At 66.3% G+C, this 21,929-nt stretch carries 20 protein-coding genes; 15 read left to right on the forward strand and 5 right to left on the reverse strand.

Annotated features, from left to right (window positions below; translation table 11 throughout):
• Positions 1-17: 17 nt before the first annotated feature.
• From fliM to HL666_RS17445, 4 genes are all read left to right on the forward strand, one after another.
• The gene (gene fliM, locus HL666_RS17430; protein ID WP_172114403.1) at positions 18-1,220 is read left to right on the forward strand and encodes a flagellar motor switch protein FliM; all 1,203 of its coding nucleotides are present in this window, start codon (positions 18-20) and stop codon (positions 1,218-1,220) included.
• A complete protein-coding gene (locus HL666_RS17435; protein ID WP_172114402.1) occupies positions 1,217-1,696 on the forward strand; it encodes a DUF6468 domain-containing protein in 480 nt (159 codons plus the stop codon). Before fliM ends, HL666_RS17435 begins: the two co-directional genes overlap by 4 nt.
• A complete protein-coding gene (locus tag HL666_RS17440) occupies positions 1,693-2,463 on the forward strand; it encodes a MotE family protein (RefSeq protein ID WP_172182632.1) in 771 nt (256 codons plus the stop codon). Before HL666_RS17435 ends, HL666_RS17440 begins: the two co-directional genes overlap by 4 nt.
• A 104-nt stretch (positions 2,464-2,567) precedes the next feature.
• Positions 2,568-6,311, forward strand: coding sequence for a tetratricopeptide repeat protein (locus HL666_RS17445; RefSeq protein WP_172182634.1), 3,744 nt, complete (start codon positions 2,568-2,570; stop codon positions 6,309-6,311).
• Positions 6,312-6,353: 42 nt separating this feature from the next.
• On the opposite strand, the gene HL666_RS17450 is transcribed toward HL666_RS17445, so the two are convergent.
• The 3 genes from HL666_RS17450 to HL666_RS17460 form a co-directional block, all read right to left on the reverse strand.
• Positions 6,354-8,492, reverse strand: coding sequence for a PQQ-dependent dehydrogenase, methanol/ethanol family (locus tag HL666_RS17450; RefSeq protein ID WP_172182636.1), 2,139 nt, complete (start codon positions 8,490-8,492; stop codon positions 6,354-6,356).
• Positions 8,493-9,156: 664 nt separating this feature from the next.
• Positions 9,157-9,912, reverse strand: coding sequence for a flagellar type III secretion system pore protein FliP (fliP, locus tag HL666_RS17455; RefSeq protein WP_172134703.1), 756 nt, complete (start codon positions 9,910-9,912; stop codon positions 9,157-9,159).
• The gene (locus HL666_RS17460) at positions 9,909-10,964 is read right to left on the reverse strand and encodes a flagellar biosynthetic protein FliO (RefSeq protein WP_172182824.1); all 1,056 of its coding nucleotides are present in this window, start codon (positions 10,962-10,964) and stop codon (positions 9,909-9,911) included. Before HL666_RS17460 ends, fliP begins: the two co-directional genes overlap by 4 nt.
• 357 nt (positions 10,965-11,321) lie before the next feature.
• Here HL666_RS17460 and flgB point away from each other — a divergent pair, with 357 nt between their 5' ends.
• From flgB to HL666_RS17510, 10 genes are all read left to right on the forward strand, one after another.
• The gene (gene flgB, locus HL666_RS17465; RefSeq protein WP_172114396.1) at positions 11,322-11,729 is read left to right on the forward strand and encodes a flagellar basal body rod protein FlgB; all 408 of its coding nucleotides are present in this window, start codon (positions 11,322-11,324) and stop codon (positions 11,727-11,729) included.
• Between the two features lie 29 nt (positions 11,730-11,758).
• Complete coding sequence (flgC, locus tag HL666_RS17470; protein ID WP_172114395.1) at positions 11,759-12,184, forward strand: flagellar basal body rod protein FlgC; 426 nt, start codon at positions 11,759-11,761, stop codon at positions 12,182-12,184.
• A 16-nt stretch (positions 12,185-12,200) separates the two neighbouring features.
• On the forward strand, positions 12,201-12,557 hold the full coding sequence (gene fliE / locus HL666_RS17475; RefSeq protein WP_172114394.1) for a flagellar hook-basal body complex protein FliE: 357 nt from the start codon (positions 12,201-12,203) through the stop codon (positions 12,555-12,557).
• Between the two features lie 140 nt (positions 12,558-12,697).
• Entirely contained in the window at positions 12,698-12,961 is a 264-nt protein-coding gene (fliQ, locus tag HL666_RS17480) for a flagellar biosynthesis protein FliQ (RefSeq protein WP_008965881.1), read from the forward strand.
• A gap of 215 nt (positions 12,962-13,176) precedes the next feature.
• Positions 13,177-13,944: a flagellar biosynthetic protein FliR gene (fliR, locus tag HL666_RS17485; RefSeq protein ID WP_172114393.1), complete on the forward strand. Its 768-nt coding sequence runs from the start codon at positions 13,177-13,179 to the stop codon at positions 13,942-13,944.
• A gap of 14 nt (positions 13,945-13,958) precedes the next feature.
• Positions 13,959-15,038, forward strand: coding sequence for a flagellar biosynthesis protein FlhB (gene flhB, locus HL666_RS17490; RefSeq protein WP_172114392.1), 1,080 nt, complete (start codon positions 13,959-13,961; stop codon positions 15,036-15,038).
• Between the two features lie 155 nt (positions 15,039-15,193).
• On the forward strand, positions 15,194-17,761 hold the full coding sequence (gene cckA / locus HL666_RS17495) for a cell cycle histidine kinase CckA (RefSeq protein WP_172182638.1): 2,568 nt from the start codon (positions 15,194-15,196) through the stop codon (positions 17,759-17,761).
• A gap of 155 nt (positions 17,762-17,916) precedes the next feature.
• Positions 17,917-18,885, forward strand: a complete 969-nt coding sequence (locus tag HL666_RS17500) for a Tim44 domain-containing protein (protein WP_172114390.1) — start codon at positions 17,917-17,919, stop codon at positions 18,883-18,885.
• Between the two features lie 159 nt (positions 18,886-19,044).
• Complete coding sequence (locus HL666_RS17505) at positions 19,045-19,731, forward strand: lectin (protein WP_172182640.1); 687 nt, start codon at positions 19,045-19,047, stop codon at positions 19,729-19,731.
• A 57-nt stretch (positions 19,732-19,788) separates the two neighbouring features.
• A complete protein-coding gene (locus HL666_RS17510) occupies positions 19,789-20,490 on the forward strand; it encodes a glutathione S-transferase (RefSeq protein WP_172182642.1) in 702 nt (233 codons plus the stop codon).
• A gap of 65 nt (positions 20,491-20,555) precedes the next feature.
• On the opposite strand, the gene HL666_RS17515 is transcribed toward HL666_RS17510, so the two are convergent.
• A complete protein-coding gene (locus tag HL666_RS17515; RefSeq protein ID WP_172114387.1) occupies positions 20,556-20,768 on the reverse strand; it encodes a hypothetical protein in 213 nt (70 codons plus the stop codon).
• 162 nt (positions 20,769-20,930) lie between these two features.
• Positions 20,931-21,365, reverse strand: a complete 435-nt coding sequence (locus HL666_RS17520) for a hypothetical protein (protein ID WP_210261948.1) — start codon at positions 21,363-21,365, stop codon at positions 20,931-20,933.
• 199 nt (positions 21,366-21,564) lie between these two features.
• Here HL666_RS17520 and HL666_RS17525 point away from each other — a divergent pair, with 199 nt between their 5' ends.
• A complete protein-coding gene (locus HL666_RS17525; RefSeq protein ID WP_246741557.1) occupies positions 21,565-21,804 on the forward strand; it encodes a hypothetical protein in 240 nt (79 codons plus the stop codon).
• Positions 21,805-21,929: the final 125 nt, after the last annotated feature.

A 21,929-nucleotide genomic window follows, 5' to 3' on the forward strand; every position in this document is an offset into this window, starting at 1 on the left:
AAAGAAGCTCAACGATCATGGCGGGCAACGATCAAGTCGACCAAGATGCGATAGCCGCGCAATGGGAGGCCTCGCTCGATTCGGAGGATCCCACAGAGGCCGCGGAAGCCGCAGCAGCCAATGAACTCACGGAATCGATGGCCCTGCAATGGGCCGCGATGGTCGAGGACGGCAGCCGCGATTTCGGCGCCACCAAGAACGGCGGCGAGCGGGTGCTGTCGCAGGAGGAGATCGACAATCTCCTCGGCTTCACCGCCGGCGAGGTCAATCTCGACGACCATTCCGGCATTCGCGCCATCATCGATTCGGCGATGGTGTCCTACGAGCGCCTGCCGATGCTCGAAATCGTCTTCGACCGCCTGGTGCGGCTGATGACGACCTCTCTGCGCAATTTCACCTCGGACAACGTCGAAGTCTCGCTCGACCGCATCACCTCGGTCCGCTTCGGCGACTACATGAACTCGATTCCGCTGCCGGCCGTGCTCAGCGTCTTCAAGGCGGAGGAGTGGGAGAATTTCGGGCTCGCCACCGTCGATTCGACGCTGATCTATTCGATCATCGACGTGCTGCTCGGCGGCCGCCGCGGCAACACCCAGCTGCGCGTCGAGGGCCGCCCCTACACGACCATCGAGACCAACCTGGTCAAGCGCCTGATCGAGGTGGTGCTGGCCGATGCCGAGCAGGCGTTCCGGCCGCTCTCGCCGGTGCGCTTCACGATCGACCGGCTCGAGACCAATCCGCGTTTCGCCGCGATCAGCCGGCCCGCCAATGCCGCGATCCTCGTGAAACTCCGGATCGACATGGAGGACCGCGGCGGCAATATCGAGTTGTTGCTGCCCTATGCGACCATCGAGCCGATCCGGCCCGTGCTGTTGCAGATGTTCATGGGTGAGAAGTTCGGCCGCGATCCCGTCTGGGAAGGCCACTTCGCCACCGAGATCACCAAGGCCGAGATCGCCGTCGATGCCGTGCTCTACGAGGCCGACGTGCCGCTGAAGCAGCTGATGAAGCTGAAGGTCGGCGACACCCTGCCGCTCGACATCAGGCCCGATGCGCTGGTCGCGGTCCGCTGCGGCAGCACCATGCTGACGGAAGGACGCATGGGTCGCGTCGGCGACCGCGTCGCGATCCGTGTCACCAAGAATTTGCGCAAGCCGAATACGACGCTTGCGATGTTCGAAGGCTCCGAAGGCCAGAACAAGTTGATGGAGGCCCAATGAACCATTCCCTCGGATTGATCATCGAAAGCCTGGTGGCGGTCCTTCTGGTGCTGACCATCGGCTATTGCATGCTGCTGAACTCCAGGCTGAAGCGGCTGAAGGCCGACGAGCATTCGCTGAAGGCCGTGATCGCGGAGCTGATCACCGCGACCGAGATCGCCGAGCGCGCGATCGGCGGCCTCAAGCTCGCGGTGCGCGACGTCAACGACAATCTCGGCAATCAGCTCGCTGCGGCGACGCAGATGTCCGATCAGCTCAGGAAGCAGCTCGCCGAGAGCGATGGCGTGGTGCGCCGGCTGTCGCGGATCGCGAGCGCTGCGCGGCCCATCACCTCGCCTGACGCCGTGCCCGAGCCGGCGGCCGCGCCTGCGCCGGCCGCGATGGCCGAGCCGGTGCGCGTCTCCGGCGCCAAGGCGGTTGCCGCCGCGGCCCAGGCATTCTCTGAACGTCGAAGGACCGGTGGCCTTGCCGCATGAATGCGTTCCGTAACATCCGCGTCATTCCCGTCGTCCTGATCGCGGTGGCTTGCCTCGCGGTCCTGAAGGTGGCCGGCCTCGTGATCGATGGCGGCTACGTGTTCGACTATGATCCGCAATCCTCGAAGCGGTCCTGGGCCCAGGAGAACCTCGGCTATCCGGGACGTGAGGACAATGACATCGTCACTGGCTCGACCCACGGCGCGCCGAAGGAGAAGAAGGAGGAGGCGCCGAAGCCTGCCGCTCCCGACACCAAGCCCGACGGCATCGTGATCAAGCCGGAGGAGAACCAGCAGCAGGTCTCCCCGACGGAGAAGGCAATCCTCGAGCGGTTGCAGTCGCGCCGCCAGGAGCTCGAGGCGCGCCAGCGCGAGATCGACATCCGCGAGAGCCTGTTGCGCGCCGCCGAGCAGCGCATCCAGTCGAAGACCGAGGAGATGAAGGCGATCGAGGGTCGTATCTCCGGCGCGCAAGCCGCCAAGGCCGAAGCCGACAACGCCCGCTTCAAGAGCATCGTCACAATGTATGAGGGCATGAAGCCCAAGGACGCCGCCAAGGTGTTCGACCGGCTCGACATGTCCGTCCTGATCGAGATCGCCTCGCAGATCGCGCCGCGGAAAATGTCCGACATTCTCGGCCTGATGACGCCGGAGGCGGCGGAGCGTCTCACCGTCGAGCTCGCCCGCCGGGCTGGCGCCGACCGGCCGGAAGCCAGCGCCGAGCTGCCGAAGATCGAGGGCAAGATCGTGCCTGTGAAAAGCAATTGAGCCGCATGTTTAATGCCCCCTTAAACGCCGGATCCTAGACTTCCGGCTTGGCGGGGCAGGCGTATCCGTCAAGTCAGCGGATGTCGAACTGGAAGCTTGTGACCATGGCGCGCACGTCTCCCATAGGATTGCGGTCGCAGGCCCGCGCGCGCATCCGCGCCGGCCTAGCCCTGCTGTCGGCCATCGTGATCGGGCTGATGCTGTCGACGGTCGCCGCCGGCGCCGCGCCGGTGCCGGGCGAGGCCAGCCTGTCCGCCCAGAACGGCTATGCCCGTCTGGTGCTGAAATTCTCCGAGGATGTCGGGGCCGACGTGACCACCGCCGGCTCGATCCTGCTGATCAAGTTCGATCGTCCCGCCAACGTGCCGATCGACCGCTGGGTCGACGCGGCGCCCGACTACATCTCCTCGGCGCGCGGCGATCCCGACGGTTCGGCGCTGCGGCTGTCGTTGTCGCGTAAGGTGCGAGTCAACACCATGACGGCCGGCGAGCGCGTCTTCATCGACCTGCTACCGGACAGTTGGACCGGCGCGCCGCCGCCGCTGCCGGCCGAGGTCGTGCGCGAGCTCGCCGAGCGCGCCCGCGCCGCCGAGAAGGCGCTGCGGCTGCAGCGCGCCGAGGCGGAGTCGAAGAAGCGGCCGCCGATTCGCGTGCGCGCGCTGGTGCAGCCGACCTTCGTGCGGTTCGTGTTCGAGATTCCCGACGGCGTCGGCATCTCCTCGGTGATGAACGACCAGAAGATGTCGCTGTTCTTCAACGCGCCGCTCAACTTCGATCTCGCCGACGCCAAGATCGTGTCGCCGCCGAACGTCGCGGCGATCAACCAGCGCATCGACGGCAGCAAGACCGTGGTCGAGATCGGCCTGATCGGCGAGGTCGACGTCCACGCCTTCCGCGAGGAGAAGAACTACAACATCGACATCGCCTATGTGCAACCGGACAAGAAGGTGGCCGCGGTCTCCTCCGACACGCTGCCGGGCGCCAAGGCGGCCGCCGCCGACAAGTCCAGCGGCGACAAGCCCAATGGCGAGAAGCCAAAGCAGGCTGCGCAGCCGGAGATCGTGCCGCCGACCTCCGAGACCATCGCCAAGGAGATGAAGGCGGAGGCCAAGCCCGCCGTCGCTGCTCCAGCGACCGAGCCCGCAGCCGAGCCGGCCCCCGCGGTTACGAGCAAGGCGGAAGCCGCTCCCGAGCCTGCCAAGCTCGAGGCTGCCAAGCCCGAGGCAGCCAAGCTTGAGGCGGCGAGGCCTGAGCCTGCCAAGTCCGAGCCGGCCAAGTCTGACGTTGTGAAGTCGGAGGCCGCCAAGGCCGAAGCTCCGAAGATGGAAGCGGCCCAGCCCGAAATGGCCGAGGCACCCAAGACGATGGAAAAGCCGGCGGAGAAGCCTGCGACCGGTGCCGCGACGCTCGAGGCGCTGCGCGACAGCGAGGGCCTGCGACTGACCTTCGGCTTCGGCCAGGTCACGCCCGCCGCGCTGTTCCGCCGTGGCGACACGGTGTGGATGGTGTTCGATTCGACCAAGCCCGTCGACGTCGAACCGATCAGGGCCAAGGGCGGCGCGATCATCGGCGAGGTCAACCGGGTCGCGCTCGACAAGGGCCAGGCGATCCGCATCCGCCTCAACCGGCCGCAGATGCATTCGCTCGGTAGCGACGATGGCGGCCGCAGCTGGACCTTGTCCTTCGCCGACAAGGGCCAGACCAATCAGCAGCCGCTGATGGTGATGCGCAACGTCACCGATCCCGCGCTCGCCAACGTCATGGTGCCGCTCGCCAACCCCGGAGCCGGGATGCTGCATCGCCTGACCGATCCCGACGCCGGCGATACGCTGCTGGTGGTGACGGCGCCGCCGCCGATCCGCGGCTTCATCAAGCGGCAGGATTTCGTCGATTTGTCGCTGCTGGATTCCATTCACGGCATCGCGGTGCGTCCGAACTCCGACGACGTTGCCGTCGAGATCGCGCCCGACAAGGTGATCCTGGGTCGGCCGGGCGGGCTGACGCTGTCCTCGATCGGCTTCTCGCCGGAGCGTGCGCCGACCGCGGTCAGGCCGATGTTCGACATCGATGAATGGCAGCAGAACCAGACGCAGCCCTTCGTGCCGCGCGAGGACCTGCTGATCAGGACTGCGGCCAACGCCGAGCCGGAGCGGCGTGCCCAGGCCCGCCTTGCGCTGGCGCGCTTCTACATGGCGCGCGGCATGTATCCCGAGGCGCGCGGCATCACCAATCTGATGATCTCGGACGACGATCCGCGCACCGACGAGACGGCGATGCTGATGATCCACGCCGTCGCCAGCATCCTGATGGGACGTCCGGACCAGGGGCTGAAGGATCTCGCCAATTCCTCGATCGGCAACAATTTCGACTCGCAGATGTGGAAGGGCCTCGCCTTCGCACGGCAGGGCAAGTTTGCCGACGCGCGCGAGAAGCTGAAGAACGTCGAATTCGCCATCGCCTCGCTGCCGCTCGACCTGCAGCGGATCGTGACCTCCGATGCGATGAAGGCCTCGCTCGAGATCAAGGATTTCGCAGGCGCCGCCAAGCGCCGCGCCGAGCTCGACGTGATCGGCGTGCCCGCGGACATGAAGCCCGATGTCGCCGTGCTGCGCGGCCGGCTCGCCGAGGCCATGGCGCAGGAGAAGGATGCGCTGGACGAGTACAGGTTCGCCATCAACTCGAACGATCGCCCGGCCGCCGCGGAAGCCAAGCTGTTCGAGATCAAGCTCCTGCAAAAGCGCGGCGAGATCAAGCCGGCGGATGCGTTGAAGGAGCTGGAGACCTTGCAGGCGACCTGGCGCGGCGACGCCATCGAGGTGCAGACCCTGCAGATGATGTCGCAGCTCTACGAGGAGGCGGGCCGCTATGCCGACTCGCTCGAGGCCGCGCGCATGGCGACCCGCCTGATGCCGAACTCGGACATGGCGCGGCAGGCGCAGGACGCCGCGCAGCGGCTGTTCTCGCAGCTGTTCCTGAGCGGCAAGGCCGACGAACTGCCGCCGGTCGACGCGCTCAGCATCTTCTACGGCTTTCGCGAGCTGACCCCGATCGGGCGTCGCGGCGACGAGATGATCCGCAAGCTCGCCGACCGCCTGGTCGGCATCGACCTGCTCGACCAGGCCGCCGAGCTCTTGCAGTATCAGGTCGATCACCGTCTCGAAGGCGCCGCGCGCGCCCAGGTCGCAGCCCGCCTCGCCATGGTGTACCTCACCAACCGCAAGCCGGACCGTGCCATCGAGGCGCTGCGCACCACCCGCATCGCCGATCTCTCCGGCGAACTGCGTCAGCAGCGGCTGCTGCTGGAGGCGCGTGCCAACAGCGATATCGGACGCCACGATCTCGGGCTCGACATCATCACCAATGTGGCGGGGCGCGAGGCTATCCGGCTGCGCTCCGACATCTACTGGGCGTCGCGGCGCTGGCGCGAGGCGTCGGAGCAGATCGAACTGTATTACGGCGACCGCTGGCGCGATTTCCGTCCGCTCAATCCGGCCGAGCGCGGCGACATCCTGCGCGCCGTGGTCGGCTATGCGCTGGCGGACGATGCGATCGGCCTCGCCCGCTTCCGCGAGAAATACGCACCGCTGATGACCGGTGAGGCCGACAAGCTCGCCTTCGACGTCGCCAGCAGGCCGGCCAGTGGATCGAGCGCGGAGTTCGCCCAGATCGCCAAGATGGCGGCGGGTGTCGATACGCTCGACGGCTTCCTGCGCGACATGAAGGCGCGGTTCCCCGACGCCACCGGCAAGGGCCCGGATGCCGGCAAGGATGCCGCCAAGCCCGGCCTCGAATCCACCGGCGCCCTGCCGCGCATCCAGGGCGTCAAGCAGGCGATCGCCGGCCGCTGATCACGGCGCCGCTGGATGTCGGCCTGAGGCGAAGGCGCCCTGCTACTTCTTCGGCCTGATCGCGTCGGCCGTCGCCTGGATGAAGGCCTGGATCTTCACGACATCCTCCTCCTTCAGCTTGCCGGTGAAATCAGGCATGCCGCGGTCGCGGAACGGTCCGTTGAAGACGATGTCCTTCAGCTTGGTGATCTCCTCGGCCGGCACGTAGCCGAGATTGCGGATGTTGCCGCCGCGGTCGACGCCGGGCACGCCATGGCAGGTGGCGCAGGCGGCGACATAGAGCGCGGTGCCCTCGGGCACGTCCTTGGGGTCGTATTTCACGCCCTGCAGCAGGCCCTCGGTCTGGTACTTCACGAACTCCGGCAGTTTCGCCTTGGCGCCGACCGCGAAGGTGTAGATGGTGCCGGGCGTGCGCAGCTCGGTGGCGCGGGCGGCAAGGCCGTAGACGCCGCCCCAGCCGACCGCGATCGAGACATATTGCACGCCGTCGATCATGTAGGTCGACGGCGCGGCGACGACGCCGGTGCCCGTCGGCGTCTCCCACAGCATCTTGCCGTTGCGGGCGTCATAGGCGACGAAGCGGCCGTCCGCGGTGCCCTGGAACACGAGATTGCCGGCCGTCGTCAGCGTGCCGCCGTTCCACGGCGAGGCGTGCTCGATCCGCCAGACCTCCTTCTGCTGTACCGGATCCCACGCGAGAAGCCGCCCGAATGCCGGCGCCTTCGGCGGCGTCGCGTTCAAGGCGAAGCCGAGATTCCACGCGGTGACGCCGCCGAACTTGCCGGGCGTCGGGGCGTTGTTGACGAAGTTCTTCTCCGGCGTGAGGTTCACCGGGATGTTCTGCGCTGGCAGATAGACGAGGCCGGTCTGCGGATTGAACGACATCGGGTGCCAGTTATGCGCACCATAGGGGCCCGGAATGGAGTCGTAGGGATCATCGCCGCGCGCGGCGGGCACCTCGATCGGACGGCCATTGGCATCATAGCCGGTCGCCCAGTTCACATCGACGAAGTTCTTGGCCGAGATGAACTTGCCGTTGGTGCGGTCGATCACGAAGAAGAAGCCGTTCTTCGGCGCGTGCAGGATCACCTTGCGCGGGGCGCCGTCGATGGTGATGTCGGCCAGGATCATCGGCTGGGTCGAGGTGTAGTCCCAGTGATCGCCGGGCGTCTCCTGATAGTGCCAGATGTATTTGCCGGTGTCGGCGTTCAGCGCCACGATGGAGGCGAGATAGAGGTTGTCGCCGCCGGACGGGCTGCGGATCTTGCGATTCCACGGCGCGCCGTTGCCGGTGCCGAGATAGACCATGTTCAGGTCGGGGTCGTAGGTGATCGTATCCCATGGCGTGCCGCCACCGCCATTGATCCAGTATTTGGTCGAGGGATCCCAGGTCTTCGCCGCCGCGGCCATCGACTCGTCCTCGAACGGCTTCGACGGATCGCCGGGGATGGTGAACCAGCGCCACAGCTGGTTGCCGGTCTCGGTGTCATAGGCGGTGATGTAGCCGCGCGCGCCATACTCAGCGCCGCCCTGGCCGATCACCACCTTGCCGTTGAACGCGCGCGGCGCACCGGTGATGGTGTAGGAGTGCTCGTGATCGATCAGCGTGTCCTTTTCCCAGACCTTCTGGCCGGTCGCGGCATCGAGCGCGATCAGCCGCCCGTCATAGGCACCGACGAACACCTTGCCCTTGTAGATGGCGACGCCGCGATTGACGACGTCGCAGCAGCCCTTGTAGCCGATCTCGCGCTTGACGCCGGGATCGAAGGTCCAGATCTTCTTGCTAGTGCGGGCATCGATCGCATGCACGACGCTCCACGATGCCGTCTGATACATGATGCCGTCGACCACGACGGGCGTCGCCTCGATGCCGCGCTCGGATTCGAGATTATAACTCCAGGCGAGCCCGAGCTCCTTGACGTTGTCGGTGTTGATCTTGTCGAGCTTGCTGAAGCGCGTCTCGCCATAGTCGAGGCCGATGGTCGGCCAATCCTTCGACGTCGCGGCATTGGCCTTGATCATGGCGCTGTCGACGGCGGACATCGTCGCCTTGATGCGATCCGGCGTCAATTCCTCGGCTGTCGTTCCGCCCGCGGGAATGGCGAGCGCCACGCAAAGAATGGCAGCCGCGCGAACAGCGGACCGAACTCTTGCTCGATGCACACCTTGTCTGACTTCCATATCGTTCCTCCCTGGATCTCTGTCGGATCCTTCTTGCATCGTAGGGGCGGATGAAAGTGAGCGTCAAGAAACGGAACCGACAAAGTCGCCGCTGCAGCGATCACAACAACTAATTGTCCTTGTTTGATAGTTGTCCCATCCAATTCTTCCTGCAGCGCCGTGGACAATTTCCCGATCTGACCGCGAGTTCTGTCCCGAAGCGCCGTCACAAATTTCAGGGTTCACACACCACGCGTCGCGAACTACGCTTCGTGCATTCATCATCTTTCCAGGATCCACCTTCGTCTCCGGCTTCCCAAGGGCCGGAGACTTTCTTTTGGCTCGGGCGCGGTGCCGCGCTTGCGGCGAGCGGATCAGCCTCTCGCCGGCGCGACCCGGCTCGCTGCGACGATTCCTTGTCGGTCAATCTCGGTGGCGACCCGCTCCCTGAGGAGCCGGCGGCAGGCGAGCATCTCGAAGGGCGAGCCTCGAACTGTGGCCTCATGGTTCGAGACGCGCGTGCGGCGCTCCTCACCATGAGGTCTTGGCACTCAAGGGTGGGGGCTGCACACCGACCATGAACGCGCCAACCGGCGCGTTCATGGAGAGGAGAAAGAGCTTGCCTCGGGAAGGGGAACGAGCTTGCCCCGGAGGAAAGCGTGCCGCGGTGATCGTCGTTGCGCCGCTACCCGCCGTAGCTCTGCACCAGGCTGCCTGCGACCAGCGACCAGCCGTCGACGAGCACGAAGAAGATCAGCTTGAACGGCAGCGACACCACCACGGGCGGCAGCATCATCATGCCCATCGACATCAGCACCGAGGCGACGACCAGGTCGATGATCAGGAACGGCAGGAACAGCAGGAAGCCGATCTCGAAAGCGCGCTTGAGTTCGGAGATCATGAAAGCCGGCACCAGGATGCGCAGCGACAGGTCGTCGGGCGTCGCCGGCGGCGCCTCGCCCGAGAGGTCGATGAACAGCTTGAGGTCCTTCTCACGCACGTTCTTCTGCATGAAGCCGCGCAACGGCACCGAGGCGCGCTGCAACGCGTCCTCGACGCCGATCTGGTTCTCGACCAGCGGCCGGATGCCGTCCTCGTAGGATTTCTGCAGTATCGGGCCCATGACGAACGCGGTCAGGAACATCGCGAGCGCGATGATGACGGAGTTGGGCGGCGCGGTCGCCGTGCCCATCGCCGTGCGCAGCAGCGACAGCACGACCACGATGCGCGTGAACGACGTCATCATGATCAGGATCGACGGTGCGATCGACAGCACCGTGAGCAGGGCGATCAACTGGACGGCGCGCTCGGTGACGCCGCCACCGCCGGCGCCGCCGAGATTGATGCTGATGTCCTGCGCAGCCGCGCTCCCCGCGAACGAGCCGGCGGCAATCAGGACAGCGATGAGGACAACTCTACGCGGGAAGCTGCGCGATCTCACTGAGAGGACTTCGGACGTCCGAGCAGCGAGGCCATCTCGTCCTCCAGATTCTCGAAGCTCGTCTTGGGCGCAGCAGGCGCCGCTGCCGGCTCGCTGCGCGCGGGGCGGAGCGCTGCGGGGCCGCCTGACGCCGCTTGCGGCTCGGACGTCGGGCGCCGCAACGCCGCCTCCAGACGCTGCGCCATCTCGGCCAGATTGGCCTCGGCGCTCTGATCCACCGGCGCTGGCGGCGGCGCCGCCGGGGGCGGCGCAGGCATCTGGGCGACCGGTGGAAGCGGCGGCGCGGCCACGCGCTCGGCCTGCTCGGCGCGTTCTACCCGTTCGGCTCGCTCGGCGCGAGCCGGCGGCAGCCGAGGGCCCTCGGGCGGGCGCTGTGCTTCGGCCTGGCGCGGCTCGGCTGGCCGCAGCGGTCGCGGCATCACCTGCTCGCCGCGGCCAGCAGCCCGCTCGGGGCGCGGTTCCAGGCGGGCCTCGTCGCCCCCGCGCGGCTCTGCGCGCATCTCGGGGCGCGGGGCAGGCCGGCGCGGCGGCAGCGGCGGCTCGGGCGGAAAGGGCGGCGGCGGCTCGCGCCGCTCGCCCGCTGCCGGTGCGGTGCGGCGAACCTCGTCGATGAACGAAGGACGCTGCGGACGGAGCGGCAACTCCGGAACCGGCACCTCCGCAAGCTCGGCGGCCTCGGGCTTCGGCTCGTTGTCGGTCCAGGACGGCGCGTCCTGCGCCGGCGCGATGCGCGCCGCCGGCTGTTCGGCATTGAGGCCCGGCCGTTGCGGCAACTGCTCGCGTGCCGGCATCGCCCGCACGATGTTGGATTCGACGACGATGTCGGTCGGCCCGCCGATCATCAGGAGATGCTCTATGTTATCACGACGCACCAGCACGAGCCGGCGGCGGCCGTCGACGGCAGCGGCATCGATCACGGCGAGCCGGGGCATGCGGCCGCGATTCGGGTTCGTGCCGAGGCGATTGCCGGCGAATCGACGAACCAGCCATGCGGCAAGGCCGATCAACGCCAGCACGGCTACGAAAGCAAAAAAGAACGTCAGCGCCTGCATCTCTGTCCCCGGCAAATACCGCGTCCTTTCGAAGTCTCTCCTGTGCCCGACGCAGTCGCGTCAGTGAACGAGGCCTTCAGAACCGGAACCAACCCGTTAACGCAAAACGGCAGGATCTGCCGCTCGGTATCTTAATAACCCATGAATCGGCCGGGCCAAAACGACTTCTTGGCGAGGTCCCCCGTCCCGAATTGATGCATCGATCAGCCGGCCGACCCGCACTTTCCTAAGAAAGTGTCAAAACCCCGGGATAGTCCCGGTGTCCGGCATACCGTTTCTTAACTCTCCGTTAACCATATGCACGGCAATTTCTACCTACCCAAACCGTCCGGTAGCCGGACACAACCGAGCAGCGCGATGTCCATCAACGATCTCCCCGTCCTGTCGGCGTTGCGGACGAAGATGCAATGGCATCAGGAGCGCCAGCGCGTGCTGTCCGAAAACGTGTCCAACTCGGACACGCCGAACTTCAAGCCCAAGGATCTGGTTGAGCCGAAGTTCAATTCAACCGGCCAGCCGGTGGGCGGCTTCGCCGCATTGACTCTGACGCGCACCAGCGCGGCGCACATTGCGCCGTCGTCGGGCGACAATGCGAGCTTCGACCAGAATCGGAAGGTGGGATTTCTGACGCGGCCGGCCGGCAATGCCGTCAGCCTCGAGGAGGAGATGCTCAAGGTCTCCGCCAACCAGATGGACTATGCAGCCGCGACCTCGCTCTACGGCAAGAGCCTGCGTTTGTTGAAGACGGCGATCGGCAAGGCCTGAGCCGGAGCTAAGGACGGAGACCGACAAGCATGGCAAACGACTCCAGCGATTTCCTGCGCTCGATGAGCATCGCGACGTCAGGCCTGCGTGCGCAGGCGGGGCGCATGCGCGTCATTTCCGAGAACATCGCCAATGCCGACTCGACCGCGGCGAAAGCGGGCGGCGATCCGTATCGCCGCAAGGTCCCGACCTTCAGTTCGGCGCTCGACCGCGCGCTGGACGCCAAGGTGGTGACGCTCGGCAAGGTGGTGCCCGATCAATCTTCGTTCCGCGTCAAATACGACCCCAGTAACCCGGCCGCGGACGCGTCCGGCAATGTCAAGTACCCCAACGTCAATCCGCTCATCGAGATGACCGACATGCGTGATGCTCAGCGGTCCTACGAGGCGAACTTGAACATCATCGGCGCCACGCGCCGCATGATCCAACGCACACTCGACATTCTGAAGACCTAGGACAGGAACGAAAGTCATGGCCTCCCCAATCTCCGCAGCAAATGCCTATGCGAACTCCGCCCGCGTGCTCGACACCAGCGGTTCGGGCAATGCCTTCGGCGGTCTTGCGCGCGTGCGCGACGTGCTCGGCAGTGGCGCCGTCGCCGACAAGGGTGGTCCGTCGTTCAGCGCGGTGCTGAAGGATGCGATCGGCAGCGTCGTGGAGGCCGGGCGCAAGTCCGACAGCCAGACGGTCGCGATGGCCTCGGGCAAGGCAAATGTGATGGACGTCGTCACCGCGGTCGCCGAGACCGACGTCGCGGTGTCGACGCTGGTCTCGGTGCGCGACCGCGTGATCCAAGCCTATGAGGACGTCATGAAGATGACGATCTGAGGCCGCCTGCGGGCGCTTGAACGACGTGACGCGCACAGGGCGTGTCACGTCGCATGATCTGCGGGGCCGGATGTGCCGGAGCCGTGCGCAATGCAAGGTCGCCCGATCAGGCGCCGACCGACGACGAGGGGCGAGAGGACATGACCGGAGCTGAAACGCTCGACGTGGCGCGCGATGCGATCTGGACGATCGTGCTGGTGTCGTCGCCGCTGATGGTGGTCGGCCTCGTGGTCGGCGTGGTGGTCTCGCTGTTCCAGGCGCTGACGCAGATTCAGGAGCAGACGCTGGTGTTCGTGCCGAAGATCATCGCGATCTTCGTGACGCTGCTGCTGGCGCTGCCGTTCATGGCCGATGCGCTGCATTCGCACATGATGCGGATCTCGTCGCGAATCATCGGCGGATGAGGCAATGTCCGGCGCGGCAGAGCTGTCCTGCTTGGAGGCGTTGCGACCGGTCGTGAAGGGCAGTCCGGGGGGCACTGCCGTTTTCGATCGGGCGCAAGCGGCCTTTCGGCCCGGCGCTCTGCAGGCCGGTTGCCAAGCTGTTTCCTGTCCGGTCTTTTCTTCGCAGACCGGCGTGCCGCAGCAGCTTGCGGTTGCCGGCGCCGGGACCGCGGACGATGCGCATCGACATCTCGTTTCTTCCGACCCTGGCGGCGGTGTTCATGCTGGCCTTCGCGCGTATCGGCGCGATGGTGATGCTGTTGCCGGGCCTCGGCGAGGTCAACATTCCCGTTCGCATCAAGCTCGCGACCGCGCTGCTGCTCACGATGGTCGTGCTGCCGCTGCACCGTCAGGCCTATCAGATCGACCTGCAGGCGATGGCGCCGCTGCTGGTGATGATGGTCCACGAGATCGTGATCGGCATCGTGCTCGGCGCGACCGCGCGGGTGACGCTGTCGGCGCTGCAGGTCGCCGGCTCGGTGATCGCGCAGCAGATGGGGCTCGGCTTCGTCACCGCGGTCGATCCGACGCAGGGCCAGCAGGGTGTCCTGATCGGCAACTTCCTGACCATGCTCGGCGTGACCCTGCTGTTCTCGACCGACAGCCATCATCTGGTCATTGCTGCGCTGAGCGACAGCTACAAGATCTTCGCGCCCGGCGAACTGATCCCGAGCGGCGACGTCGCTTCGCTGGCCACCAAGGCCTTTGCCGCCGCTTTCAAGATCGGGCTGCAATTGTCGGCGCCATTCCTGGTGTTCGGTCTCGTCTTCAATATCGGGCTTGGCGTGCTGGCGCGGCTGATGCCGCAGATGCAGGTGTATTTCGTCGGTGCGCCGCTCTCCATCCTGATCGGATTCATGATCTTCGCGCTGGTTCTCACCGCGATGATGGGATCGTTCATCGGCTATTTCGAAGGCGTCCTTCACGAGATGATGCCGCGGTGAGGGGAGCCTGATCGATGGCCGATGAAGCCGATTCCGAAGACAAAACAGAAGACCCGACGCAAAAACGCCTCGACCAGGCGCTCGAGCGCGGCGACGTCGTCAAGAGCCAGGAGCTCAACACCTGGTTCGTGATCGCCGCCGCGACGTTGGTGATGACGACTTTCTCGGGCTCGATCGGTGCCGCCGTGCTGGTGCCGATGCGGAACCTGATCGCCAATTCCTGGATGATCCACACCGACGGCGCGGGCCTGCTGGCGCTGGCGCGCAGCCTGTCGTTCACCGTGATCGCCGCCATCGGCGTGCCGATCCTGATGGTGATGCTGGCGGCGATCGCCGGCAACATGATGCAGCATCGCCTGGTCTGGTCGGGCGAGCCGATGAAGCCGAGCCTGAGCAAGATCTCGCCGCTGGCCGGAGCCAAGCGGTTGTTCGGCAAGCAGGCCGCGGCCAACTTCGCCAAGGGCATCTTCAAGCTGGTGCTGCTCGGCACCGTCATGGTGATGATCCTGTGGCCGGAGCGGCTGCGCCTGGAATCGCTGCTGCACATGGATATCAGCGAGCTGCTCGGCGTCACGATCTCGCTGACCACGCATCTGATGGGCTCGGTGGTGGCGCTGCTCGCCCTCGTCGCCATCGGCGACTACCTGTTCCAGTACCGGCAATGGTACGAGCGGCAGAAGATGTCGCTGCAGGAGATGAAGGAGGAGTTCAAGCAGTCCGAAGGCGACCCGCACGTCAAGGGCCGCATCCGGCAGATCCGTCAGCAGCGCATGAAGAAGCGCATGATGGCGGCGGTTCCCAAGGCCTCCGTCATCATCACCAACCCGACCCACTACTCGGTCGCGCTGTCCTATGAGCGCGGCATGTCCGCGCCGGTCTGCGTCGCCAAGGGCGTCGACAACATCGCCTTCAAGATCCGGGAAGTCGCCAAGGCGCACGACATCCCGATCGTCGAGAACGTGCCGCTGGCCCGCGCGCTCTATGCCACGGTCGAGATCGACGAGGAAATCCCGGTGGAACATTATCACGCGGTCGCGGAGATCATCGGCTACGTGATGGGGCTGCGGCGCAACCTGTCGGGGCGCCCGCGATGACAACCGATTCGCTCCAGGATCGGGCCGCAAAATACGGATAAATCATGGAATATCGGCTTGACGGGCTTGCGCTTGACCCGTCGATTCAGGCAGGTGGAAGCGGGGGCCGCACGAATGGGCTGAGGCTCCCAGCCGACAGGTCGCGTCCTTTTGCCATGAGCGCCGAACCCGACAACGAAGCGTCACCTGACCAGGTGAACCTGCCGGAGCGGCCGCGCCGCAGCGGCAGCATTCTGCTGATTCTGCTGGTGGCGTTCGGCCTCGTCGCGGTCGCGATCGCGCTGATGACGATCGGGCGCGCCCAGGCGCAGCCTTATATTCTGGGCCTGTTGTCGCTGCTCGCCACCGTCGGCCTGTTCAACCTGTTCGCCTTTGCCGCAGGCATCGTCCGCTTCGCCGACAAGGCGACCGACGATCCCGTCATGGGCGCGATCGCCGACCACGCCTTCGATGGCCTGGCGGTGACCGATCCGCGCGGCCACGTCGTTTACGCCAACGCCGCCTATCTCAGCATGACCGGTGCGGCGAGCCCGCAGGAGGCGCGCCCCGTCGAACGCGTCTTCATCGGCAATCCCGACGTCTCCGAAGCGGTGTTCCGGCTGCTCAAGGCGGCGCGCGAGGGCAAGCGGCAGCAGGAGGAGGTGCGCATCACCGCAGCCGAGGGCGGCCAGGGCCGCTGGCTGCGCATGCGCGTGCGGCCGCTCGGCCAGACCAAGCGCCACGCCCGCTACGCCGTGTGGTCGATCGCCGACATCACGCGCGACCGTGAGCGCCAGGAAGACGTGTTCCAGGAGTTGCAGCACGCGATCGAATATCTCGACCATGCGCCGTGCGGCTTCTTCTCTGTCAATCCCGAAGGCAGCCTAGTCTACGTCAACGCGACGCTCGCCAACTGGCTCGACTATGATCTCGCCGAGATCGGCTCGGGCGGGCTGAAGCTCGCCGACGTGGTCTCCGGCGACGGCGCCTCGCTGCTCACTTCGATCGTCGCGGTGCCCGGCGAGGTCCGCACCGAGGTGTTCGACATCGACCTGAAGATGCGCGGCGGCAAGACCATGCCGGCGCGGCTCTACCACAAGCTCGCCTTCGGCGCCGACGGCAAGCCGGGCGCCTCGCGCACCCTGGTCATCAGCCGCGCCCGCGACGAGCGCTCCGATCCCGACCGCGCCGCCGAGGTGCGCTTCATGCGCTTCTTCGACCACACGCCGATGGCGATCGCGACCGTCGATCGCGGCGGTGCGGTGGTGCGTGCCAATGCGCGCTTCGCCAAGCTGGCGCAGAGCGTCAGCGGCGATGCGGCGGCTGCCAAATCGATCTTCCGTGCCGTCAGCCAGCGCGACCGGCATCTGCTGATCGCTGCGATCAATCAGGCGGCCGAAGGGCAGGCGGACATTCCGCCGGTCGAGGTGATGCTGGACGGCGCCAAGGAGCGCTTCGGCCAGTTCTTCGTCACGGCGGTCGACGAGGACGAGCGCGAGACCGAGGCTGCGATCGTCTACATGCTCGAGACCACCGAGCGGCGCGCGCTGGAGAACCAGATCAACCAGTCGCAGAAGATGGAGATGGTCGGCCAACTCGCCGGCGGCATCGCCCACGACTTCAACAACGTGCTCTCGGCCATCATGATGGCCAACGACTTCCTGCTGAACGCCCACAAGCCGACCGATCCGTCGTTCCAGGACATCATGCAGATCAAGCAGAACGCGACGCGCGCCGCGACGCTCGTGCGCCAGCTGCTCGCCTTCTCGCGCCGCCAGACCCTGCGGCCGCAGGTGCTCGATCTCGGCGACGCGCTGTCCGATCTGACGATGCTGCTGCGCCGCCTGATCGGCGAGAAGGTCAAGCTCGATCTCGCCCATGGCCGCGACCTCTGGCCGGTCAAGGTCGACGTCTCGCAGTTCGAGCAGGTGGTGGTGAACCTCGCCGTCAATGCCCGCGATGCGATGCCTGACGGCGGCAAGCTGTCGGTCCGCACCGCCAATATCTCGGCCGACGAGGTCGCGCAGGCGGCCTACAAGGGCATGCCCGTGGCCGACTATGTGCGCATCGAGATCAGCGACACCGGCACCGGCATTCCGCCCGAGATTCGCGAGAAGATCTTCGAGCCGTTCTTCTCGACCAAGGAGGTCGGCAAGGGCACCGGCCTCGGCCTGTCCACGGTCTACGGCATCATCAAGCAGACCGGCGGGTTCATCTACGTCGACAGCGAGGTCGGCAAGGGGACTTCGTTCCAGATCTTCCTGCCGCGCCATGTCGTGGTGCCGGAGGCCCAGGCCGAGCCGCAGGCGGTCAACGGCGCAGCCAGGGATTCGGCCGCCGTCGAGCCGCCGAAGCCGCGCGCCGATCTGACCGGGCAGGGCACGATCCTGCTGGTGGAGGACGAGGAGGGCCTGCGGGCGCTGAATGCGCGCGGCCTGCGCTCGCGCGGCTACAGCGTCATCGAGGCCTCCAACGGCATCGAGGCGCTGGAGGCGCTGGAGGAGTGCAATGGCGAGCTCGATCTCGTGGTCTCCGACGTCGTGATGCCGGAGATGGACGGGCCGACGCTGCTGAAGGTGATGCGAGAGAAGAATCCGGAGATCAAGATCATCTTCGTCTCGGGCTATGCCGAGGACGCGTTCGAGAAGAGCCTGCCGGAGAACCAGCAGTTCGCGTTCCTGCCCAAACCCTTCACGCTCAGCCAGCTGGTCGCGGCGGTGAAGGAAACCATGGCGCCGCAATAGGTTACCAGGGTACCCTGGCACGGCGGCCGAGCGCGTTCATCCCGCGACCCAGCGCCGCAGCCGCGCGGCCTCGTGCCGCCTTCCTTTTTCGCCCGATGTGCCCATCTTAGGGGCATCCCCATTCCGGGGAGTTATGGGAAACGAAGATGAGCTTCATGCAGCGCAAAAGCGGCCTCCTCAAGGCGATGGCCGTGGCCCTTTCATTGGCGCTGCCGACGGTGCTCGCCGTCTCGGCGGCCGACGCCCGGATCGGCGGCGGCTCCAGCTCGGGCTCCCGCGGCACGCGGACCTTCTCCGCGCCGCCTCCGACATCGACCGCGCCGGGATCGGCGTCGCAGTTCAACCGCACCATGACCCAGCCGGGCCAGCCCGGCATGAACACGGCTGCGCCCGCGCGCGGCGGCCTGTTCGGCGGACGCGCCGGCGGCCTGCTCGGCGGCCTCGCCGCGGGCTTCCTCGGCGCAGGCCTGTTCGGCATGCTGTTCGGCGGCGGTCTGTTCTCCGGCCTCGGCGGCTTCGCCTCGATCATCGGCCTGATTCTCCAGGTGCTTCTGGTGGTGCTGGTGGTGCGGTTCGCGATGGCCTGGTGGCAGCGCCGCAACCAGCCGGCCTATGCCGCCGGTCCCACGCCGTCGTCGACCGACGGGCAGCAGAGCTTCCGTTCGGGCCTGAGCGGTCTGGGTGGTGGTTTCGGTGGCTTCGGCGGCGGCAGCCAGCCGCCGCTGCAGATCCAGCCGGCCGACTATGAGGCGTTCGAGCGGCTGCTCGGCGACATCCAGTCGGCGTGGTCGAGCGAGGACGTGGGCCGCCTGCGCCTGCTGTCGACGCCCGAGATGGCCTCGTATTTCGAGCGCGATCTCGAGCAGAACCAGGCCCGCGGCGTCGTCAACAAGGTCACGGGCGTCAAACTGCTGCAGGGCGATCTGGCCGAATCCTGGCGCGAGAACGGCGCCGACTACGCCACGGTGGCGATGCGGTTCACCTTGGCCGACAAGACCATCGAGCGCGCCTCGGGCCGCGTGGTCGACGGCTCCGACCAGCCGCAGGAGGTCACGGAGATCTGGACCTTCCTGCGTCACCCCGGCGCCGAATGGCAGCTGTCGGCGATCCAGCAGGTCGGCTGAGCCGATTGATAGGAACGAACTTCAGGCGCCGCGGAGCCATCCGCGGCGCTTTTGTTTTGCCCAGCCAGCGGCGGAATAATCCGGGGCAGGACGGGTTCCCAGGCATGAACGACATCGCAGGAAGCGATGCGCCGACGGTTTCCACGAGGGAGGACACCCATGACGTCGATTCGCACCATCATGATCAGCAGCGCGCTCCTTGCTGCGGCCTCCGCTGCTGCCGGCCTGATCGCGCCTGCCGCCGCGCAGAGCGGCGACATGAGCTTCTTCCTGACCAGCAACGGTCCCGGCAATGGCGGCAATCTCGGCGGCCTCGCCGGCGCCGACAAGCACTGCCAGTCGCTCGCCCAGGCAGCGGGCGCCGGCGCCAAGACCTGGCGCGCCTATCTCTCCACCCAGGCCGCCGATGGCCAGCCCGCGGTGAACGCGCGCGACCGCATCGGCAAGGGGCCGTGGCAGAACGCCAAGGGCGTGGTCATCGCCAAGGACGTCGCCGACCTGCACGGGGCCTCCAACAACCTCACCAAGCAGACGGCACTGAGCGAGAAGGGCGAGGTCATCAACGGCCGTGGCGACACGCCGAATCGCCACGACGTGCTGACCGGCTCGCAGGCGGACGGAACCGCATTCGCCGCTGGCGAGGACCGCACCTGCCGCAACTGGACCAGCGCGACGGCGGGCGCCGCCATGGTCGGTCATTCCGACCGCATCGGCCTGCGCGACGACGAGCCGTCGAAATCCTGGAACACCTCGCATCCGTCGCGCGGTCCCGACGGCGGCTGCTCCCAGGCCGATCTGAAGAGCACCGGCGGCGACGGGCTGCTATACTGCTTCGCGGCGAACTAACAACCTGCGTCCGTCTCCGCCGCATCGCGTATGGGCGCATCGCATCGAGGATGGCCCATGCGTTACGAGCTGTATTACTGGCCGATGATCCAGGGCCGTTGCGAATATGTGCGGCTGGCGCTGGAGGAGGCGGGTGCCAGCTATCGCGACGTCGCGCGCGAGGAGGGCATCGGCGCGATGACCGCGGTGCTGGAGGGGGCGGGCGACACGCCGCCCTTCGCGCCGCCGTTCCTCAAAGCCGGTCGCCGGATCATCGGCCAGACCGCCAATATCCTGCTCTTCCTCGGCAGCCGCCACGGGCTCGCGCCGAAGGCCGAGGCGGGCCAGTCCTGGGTGCATCAGCTGCAGCTCACGGTCACCGACTTCGTCGTCGAGATCCACGACACCCATCATCCGCTCGGGCCGACGCTGTATTACGAGGACCAGCGCGCGGCCGCGAAGAAGCGCACCGCCGAGTTCTGGAGCGAGCGGGTGCCGAAATTCCTCGGCTATTTCGAGCAGATCCTGGCAAAGAGCGGCGCCTATGTCACCGGGCGGCGGCTCACTTACGTCGACCTGTCGCTGTTCCAGATCGTCGCCGGCCTGCGCTATGCGTTTCCCCGCCGGATGGCGGCGTTCGAGCCTAACATCCCCGGCCTCGTCGCGCTGCACGACCGTGTCGCCATCAGGCCGAACGTCGCCGCCTATCTGCAAAGCGAGCGCCGCATTCCCTTCAACGAGGACGGCATCTTCCGCCGCTACAAGGCGCTGGATGTGTAGCACGTATGACGGCGGACGCCGAAGGCGCCGCCGTCATACGAAGTTGGCCTGAGGGTGTGGGGTCGTCAGGCGATGATGTCGACGCGCGTGCCCTGGCCGGGCGGCAGCGGCGGACGCGAAGCCTTGTTCTCGGCAGCGTTTTCGTCGCCGGTCTTGTCCGGCTTGAACGACTGCGTCTGTTGGCTCTGCGCCTGCTGCGTCTGAGGTTTGTTCGTCTCGATCGAGACCGGCGGCGGTGAGGGCGGCGCTGATGACGACGAAACGCTCGAAACGGACATGGTCCAGCTCCTCGCTTGGTGTTCGGCCAAGCGTGGCCATGTCCAACGAACGTTTCGTCAACCGGATCGGTCGAATTGTCTGCAACTGTGAGTGGCGGTCGCGAATAGTGAACGGGTCGCTGATCCCCTCGCAGAAACCGTCGGCACCCCGGTCATGCCAAGCTATTGATCCTTGCTGCGGCTGATCGTGATCGACGACTCGGTCTTGGTCCTGGCGCAGCGCATGTCGAGCCGGCGGTAGCGGCTGGGAACGTCGTCGCCGCGGAAGATGCCGAGCCGGCGGTAGCAGCGGTTGACGCCGCGCACCATGTCGTCCTTCGGCAGAGTGAACACGATCGCCGCGGCGCTTGCCATCAGTTCGACGAAGGCCGGCGGCGGCTTGCGGTCGGTTTTCCCGAACAGCTGGTTCGAGAAGTTCTTCGATGAGCAGCCGAGCGTGATCTCGCGCGCCTTGGGATGGGCGAGATAGACGGTACCCGCCGCGGTCTGGCCGATCTTGAGACCGTCGATGCCGTTCTTCAGTTCCTTGGCGACGTCGTCGCAGCGATCGGCCCGCGCCGCCTGCGGCGCGAGCACCGCGCCGAGCGCGATGATCATGGCAAATCCGGCCGAGCGGCCAAACGAACGGAAATAAGACTGCATTCCAAATACCCCCAATTCCATTGAAGCGTGCACGCGTGGGTCATGCAAGGTCCGATGGACCGGGCAGGGCAACAAGCCGTCGGGTGTGGCAAACCGGCGTCCGGTCCCTCGCGCGGTTCTTTTCGTCGCCCACCGAAGCTGTTACGTTCAACCCATGACCGAATTGCTCGAGCAGGCGCTGCAAGAGGTTCAGCGCTTGTCGGCCGACGATCAGAACGCCGCGGCCGGCGCTCTGCTCGACCATGTCAAGCACATGCGGGACGTTGGACTGACAGACGACCAGCTGGAGGAAGTTCTCCGGGAGGAGGTTCGATCCAAACCGGAAGATTGTCTCGCAGACAGAAACGCCAGATCGCATCAGCAAGTTTGTGTGCTGAACGCCTCCGGCGTGTGACGGGTTCACGACCGGTTCTGTCCGCCCATACTGCCCCGCCGATCTCCCACCATTCAGACCAAAGTAGGCATGGTCCGGCCCCGGAACCGCCATGCCGAACCATATGTTGCGCCCCAACACCAGGG

It is taken from the genome of Bradyrhizobium aeschynomenes, from assembly GCF_013178945.1.
Lineage (GTDB): Bacteria > Pseudomonadota > Alphaproteobacteria > Rhizobiales > Xanthobacteraceae > Bradyrhizobium > Bradyrhizobium aeschynomenes.

What these genes read in the sequence shown, in the direction of transcription:
- fliM (WP_172114403.1), top strand. Translation starts at nt 18, where the DNA reads ATGGCGGGCAACGATCAAGTCGACCAAGATGCGATAGCCGCGCAATGG.
- HL666_RS17435 (WP_172114402.1), top strand. Translation starts at nt 1,217, where the DNA reads ATGAACCATTCCCTCGGATTGATCATCGAAAGCCTGGTGGCGGTCCTT.
- HL666_RS17440 (WP_172182632.1), top strand. Translation starts at nt 1,693, where the DNA reads ATGAATGCGTTCCGTAACATCCGCGTCATTCCCGTCGTCCTGATCGCG.
- HL666_RS17445 (WP_172182634.1), top strand. Translation starts at nt 2,568, where the DNA reads ATGGCGCGCACGTCTCCCATAGGATTGCGGTCGCAGGCCCGCGCGCGC.
- HL666_RS17450 (WP_172182636.1), bottom strand. Translation starts at nt 8,492, where the DNA reads ATGGAAGTCAGACAAGGTGTGCATCGAGCAAGAGTTCGGTCCGCTGTT.
- HL666_RS17460 (WP_172182824.1), bottom strand. Translation starts at nt 10,964, where the DNA reads ATGCAGGCGCTGACGTTCTTTTTTGCTTTCGTAGCCGTGCTGGCGTTG.
- flgB (WP_172114396.1), top strand. Translation starts at nt 11,322, where the DNA reads ATGTCCATCAACGATCTCCCCGTCCTGTCGGCGTTGCGGACGAAGATG.
- flgC (WP_172114395.1), top strand. Translation starts at nt 11,759, where the DNA reads ATGGCAAACGACTCCAGCGATTTCCTGCGCTCGATGAGCATCGCGACG.
- fliE (WP_172114394.1), top strand. Translation starts at nt 12,201, where the DNA reads ATGGCCTCCCCAATCTCCGCAGCAAATGCCTATGCGAACTCCGCCCGC.
- fliQ (WP_008965881.1), top strand. Translation starts at nt 12,698, where the DNA reads ATGACCGGAGCTGAAACGCTCGACGTGGCGCGCGATGCGATCTGGACG.
- fliR (WP_172114393.1), top strand. Translation starts at nt 13,177, where the DNA reads ATGCGCATCGACATCTCGTTTCTTCCGACCCTGGCGGCGGTGTTCATG.
- flhB (WP_172114392.1), top strand. Translation starts at nt 13,959, where the DNA reads ATGGCCGATGAAGCCGATTCCGAAGACAAAACAGAAGACCCGACGCAA.
- cckA (WP_172182638.1), top strand. Translation starts at nt 15,194, where the DNA reads ATGAGCGCCGAACCCGACAACGAAGCGTCACCTGACCAGGTGAACCTG.
- HL666_RS17500 (WP_172114390.1), top strand. Translation starts at nt 17,917, where the DNA reads ATGCAGCGCAAAAGCGGCCTCCTCAAGGCGATGGCCGTGGCCCTTTCA.
- HL666_RS17505 (WP_172182640.1), top strand. Translation starts at nt 19,045, where the DNA reads ATGACGTCGATTCGCACCATCATGATCAGCAGCGCGCTCCTTGCTGCG.
- HL666_RS17510 (WP_172182642.1), top strand. Translation starts at nt 19,789, where the DNA reads ATGCGTTACGAGCTGTATTACTGGCCGATGATCCAGGGCCGTTGCGAA.
- HL666_RS17515 (WP_172114387.1), bottom strand. Translation starts at nt 20,768, where the DNA reads ATGTCCGTTTCGAGCGTTTCGTCGTCATCAGCGCCGCCCTCACCGCCG.
- HL666_RS17520 (WP_210261948.1), bottom strand. Translation starts at nt 21,365, where the DNA reads ATGATCATCGCGCTCGGCGCGGTGCTCGCGCCGCAGGCGGCGCGGGCC.
- HL666_RS17525 (WP_246741557.1), top strand. Translation starts at nt 21,565, where the DNA reads ATGACCGAATTGCTCGAGCAGGCGCTGCAAGAGGTTCAGCGCTTGTCG.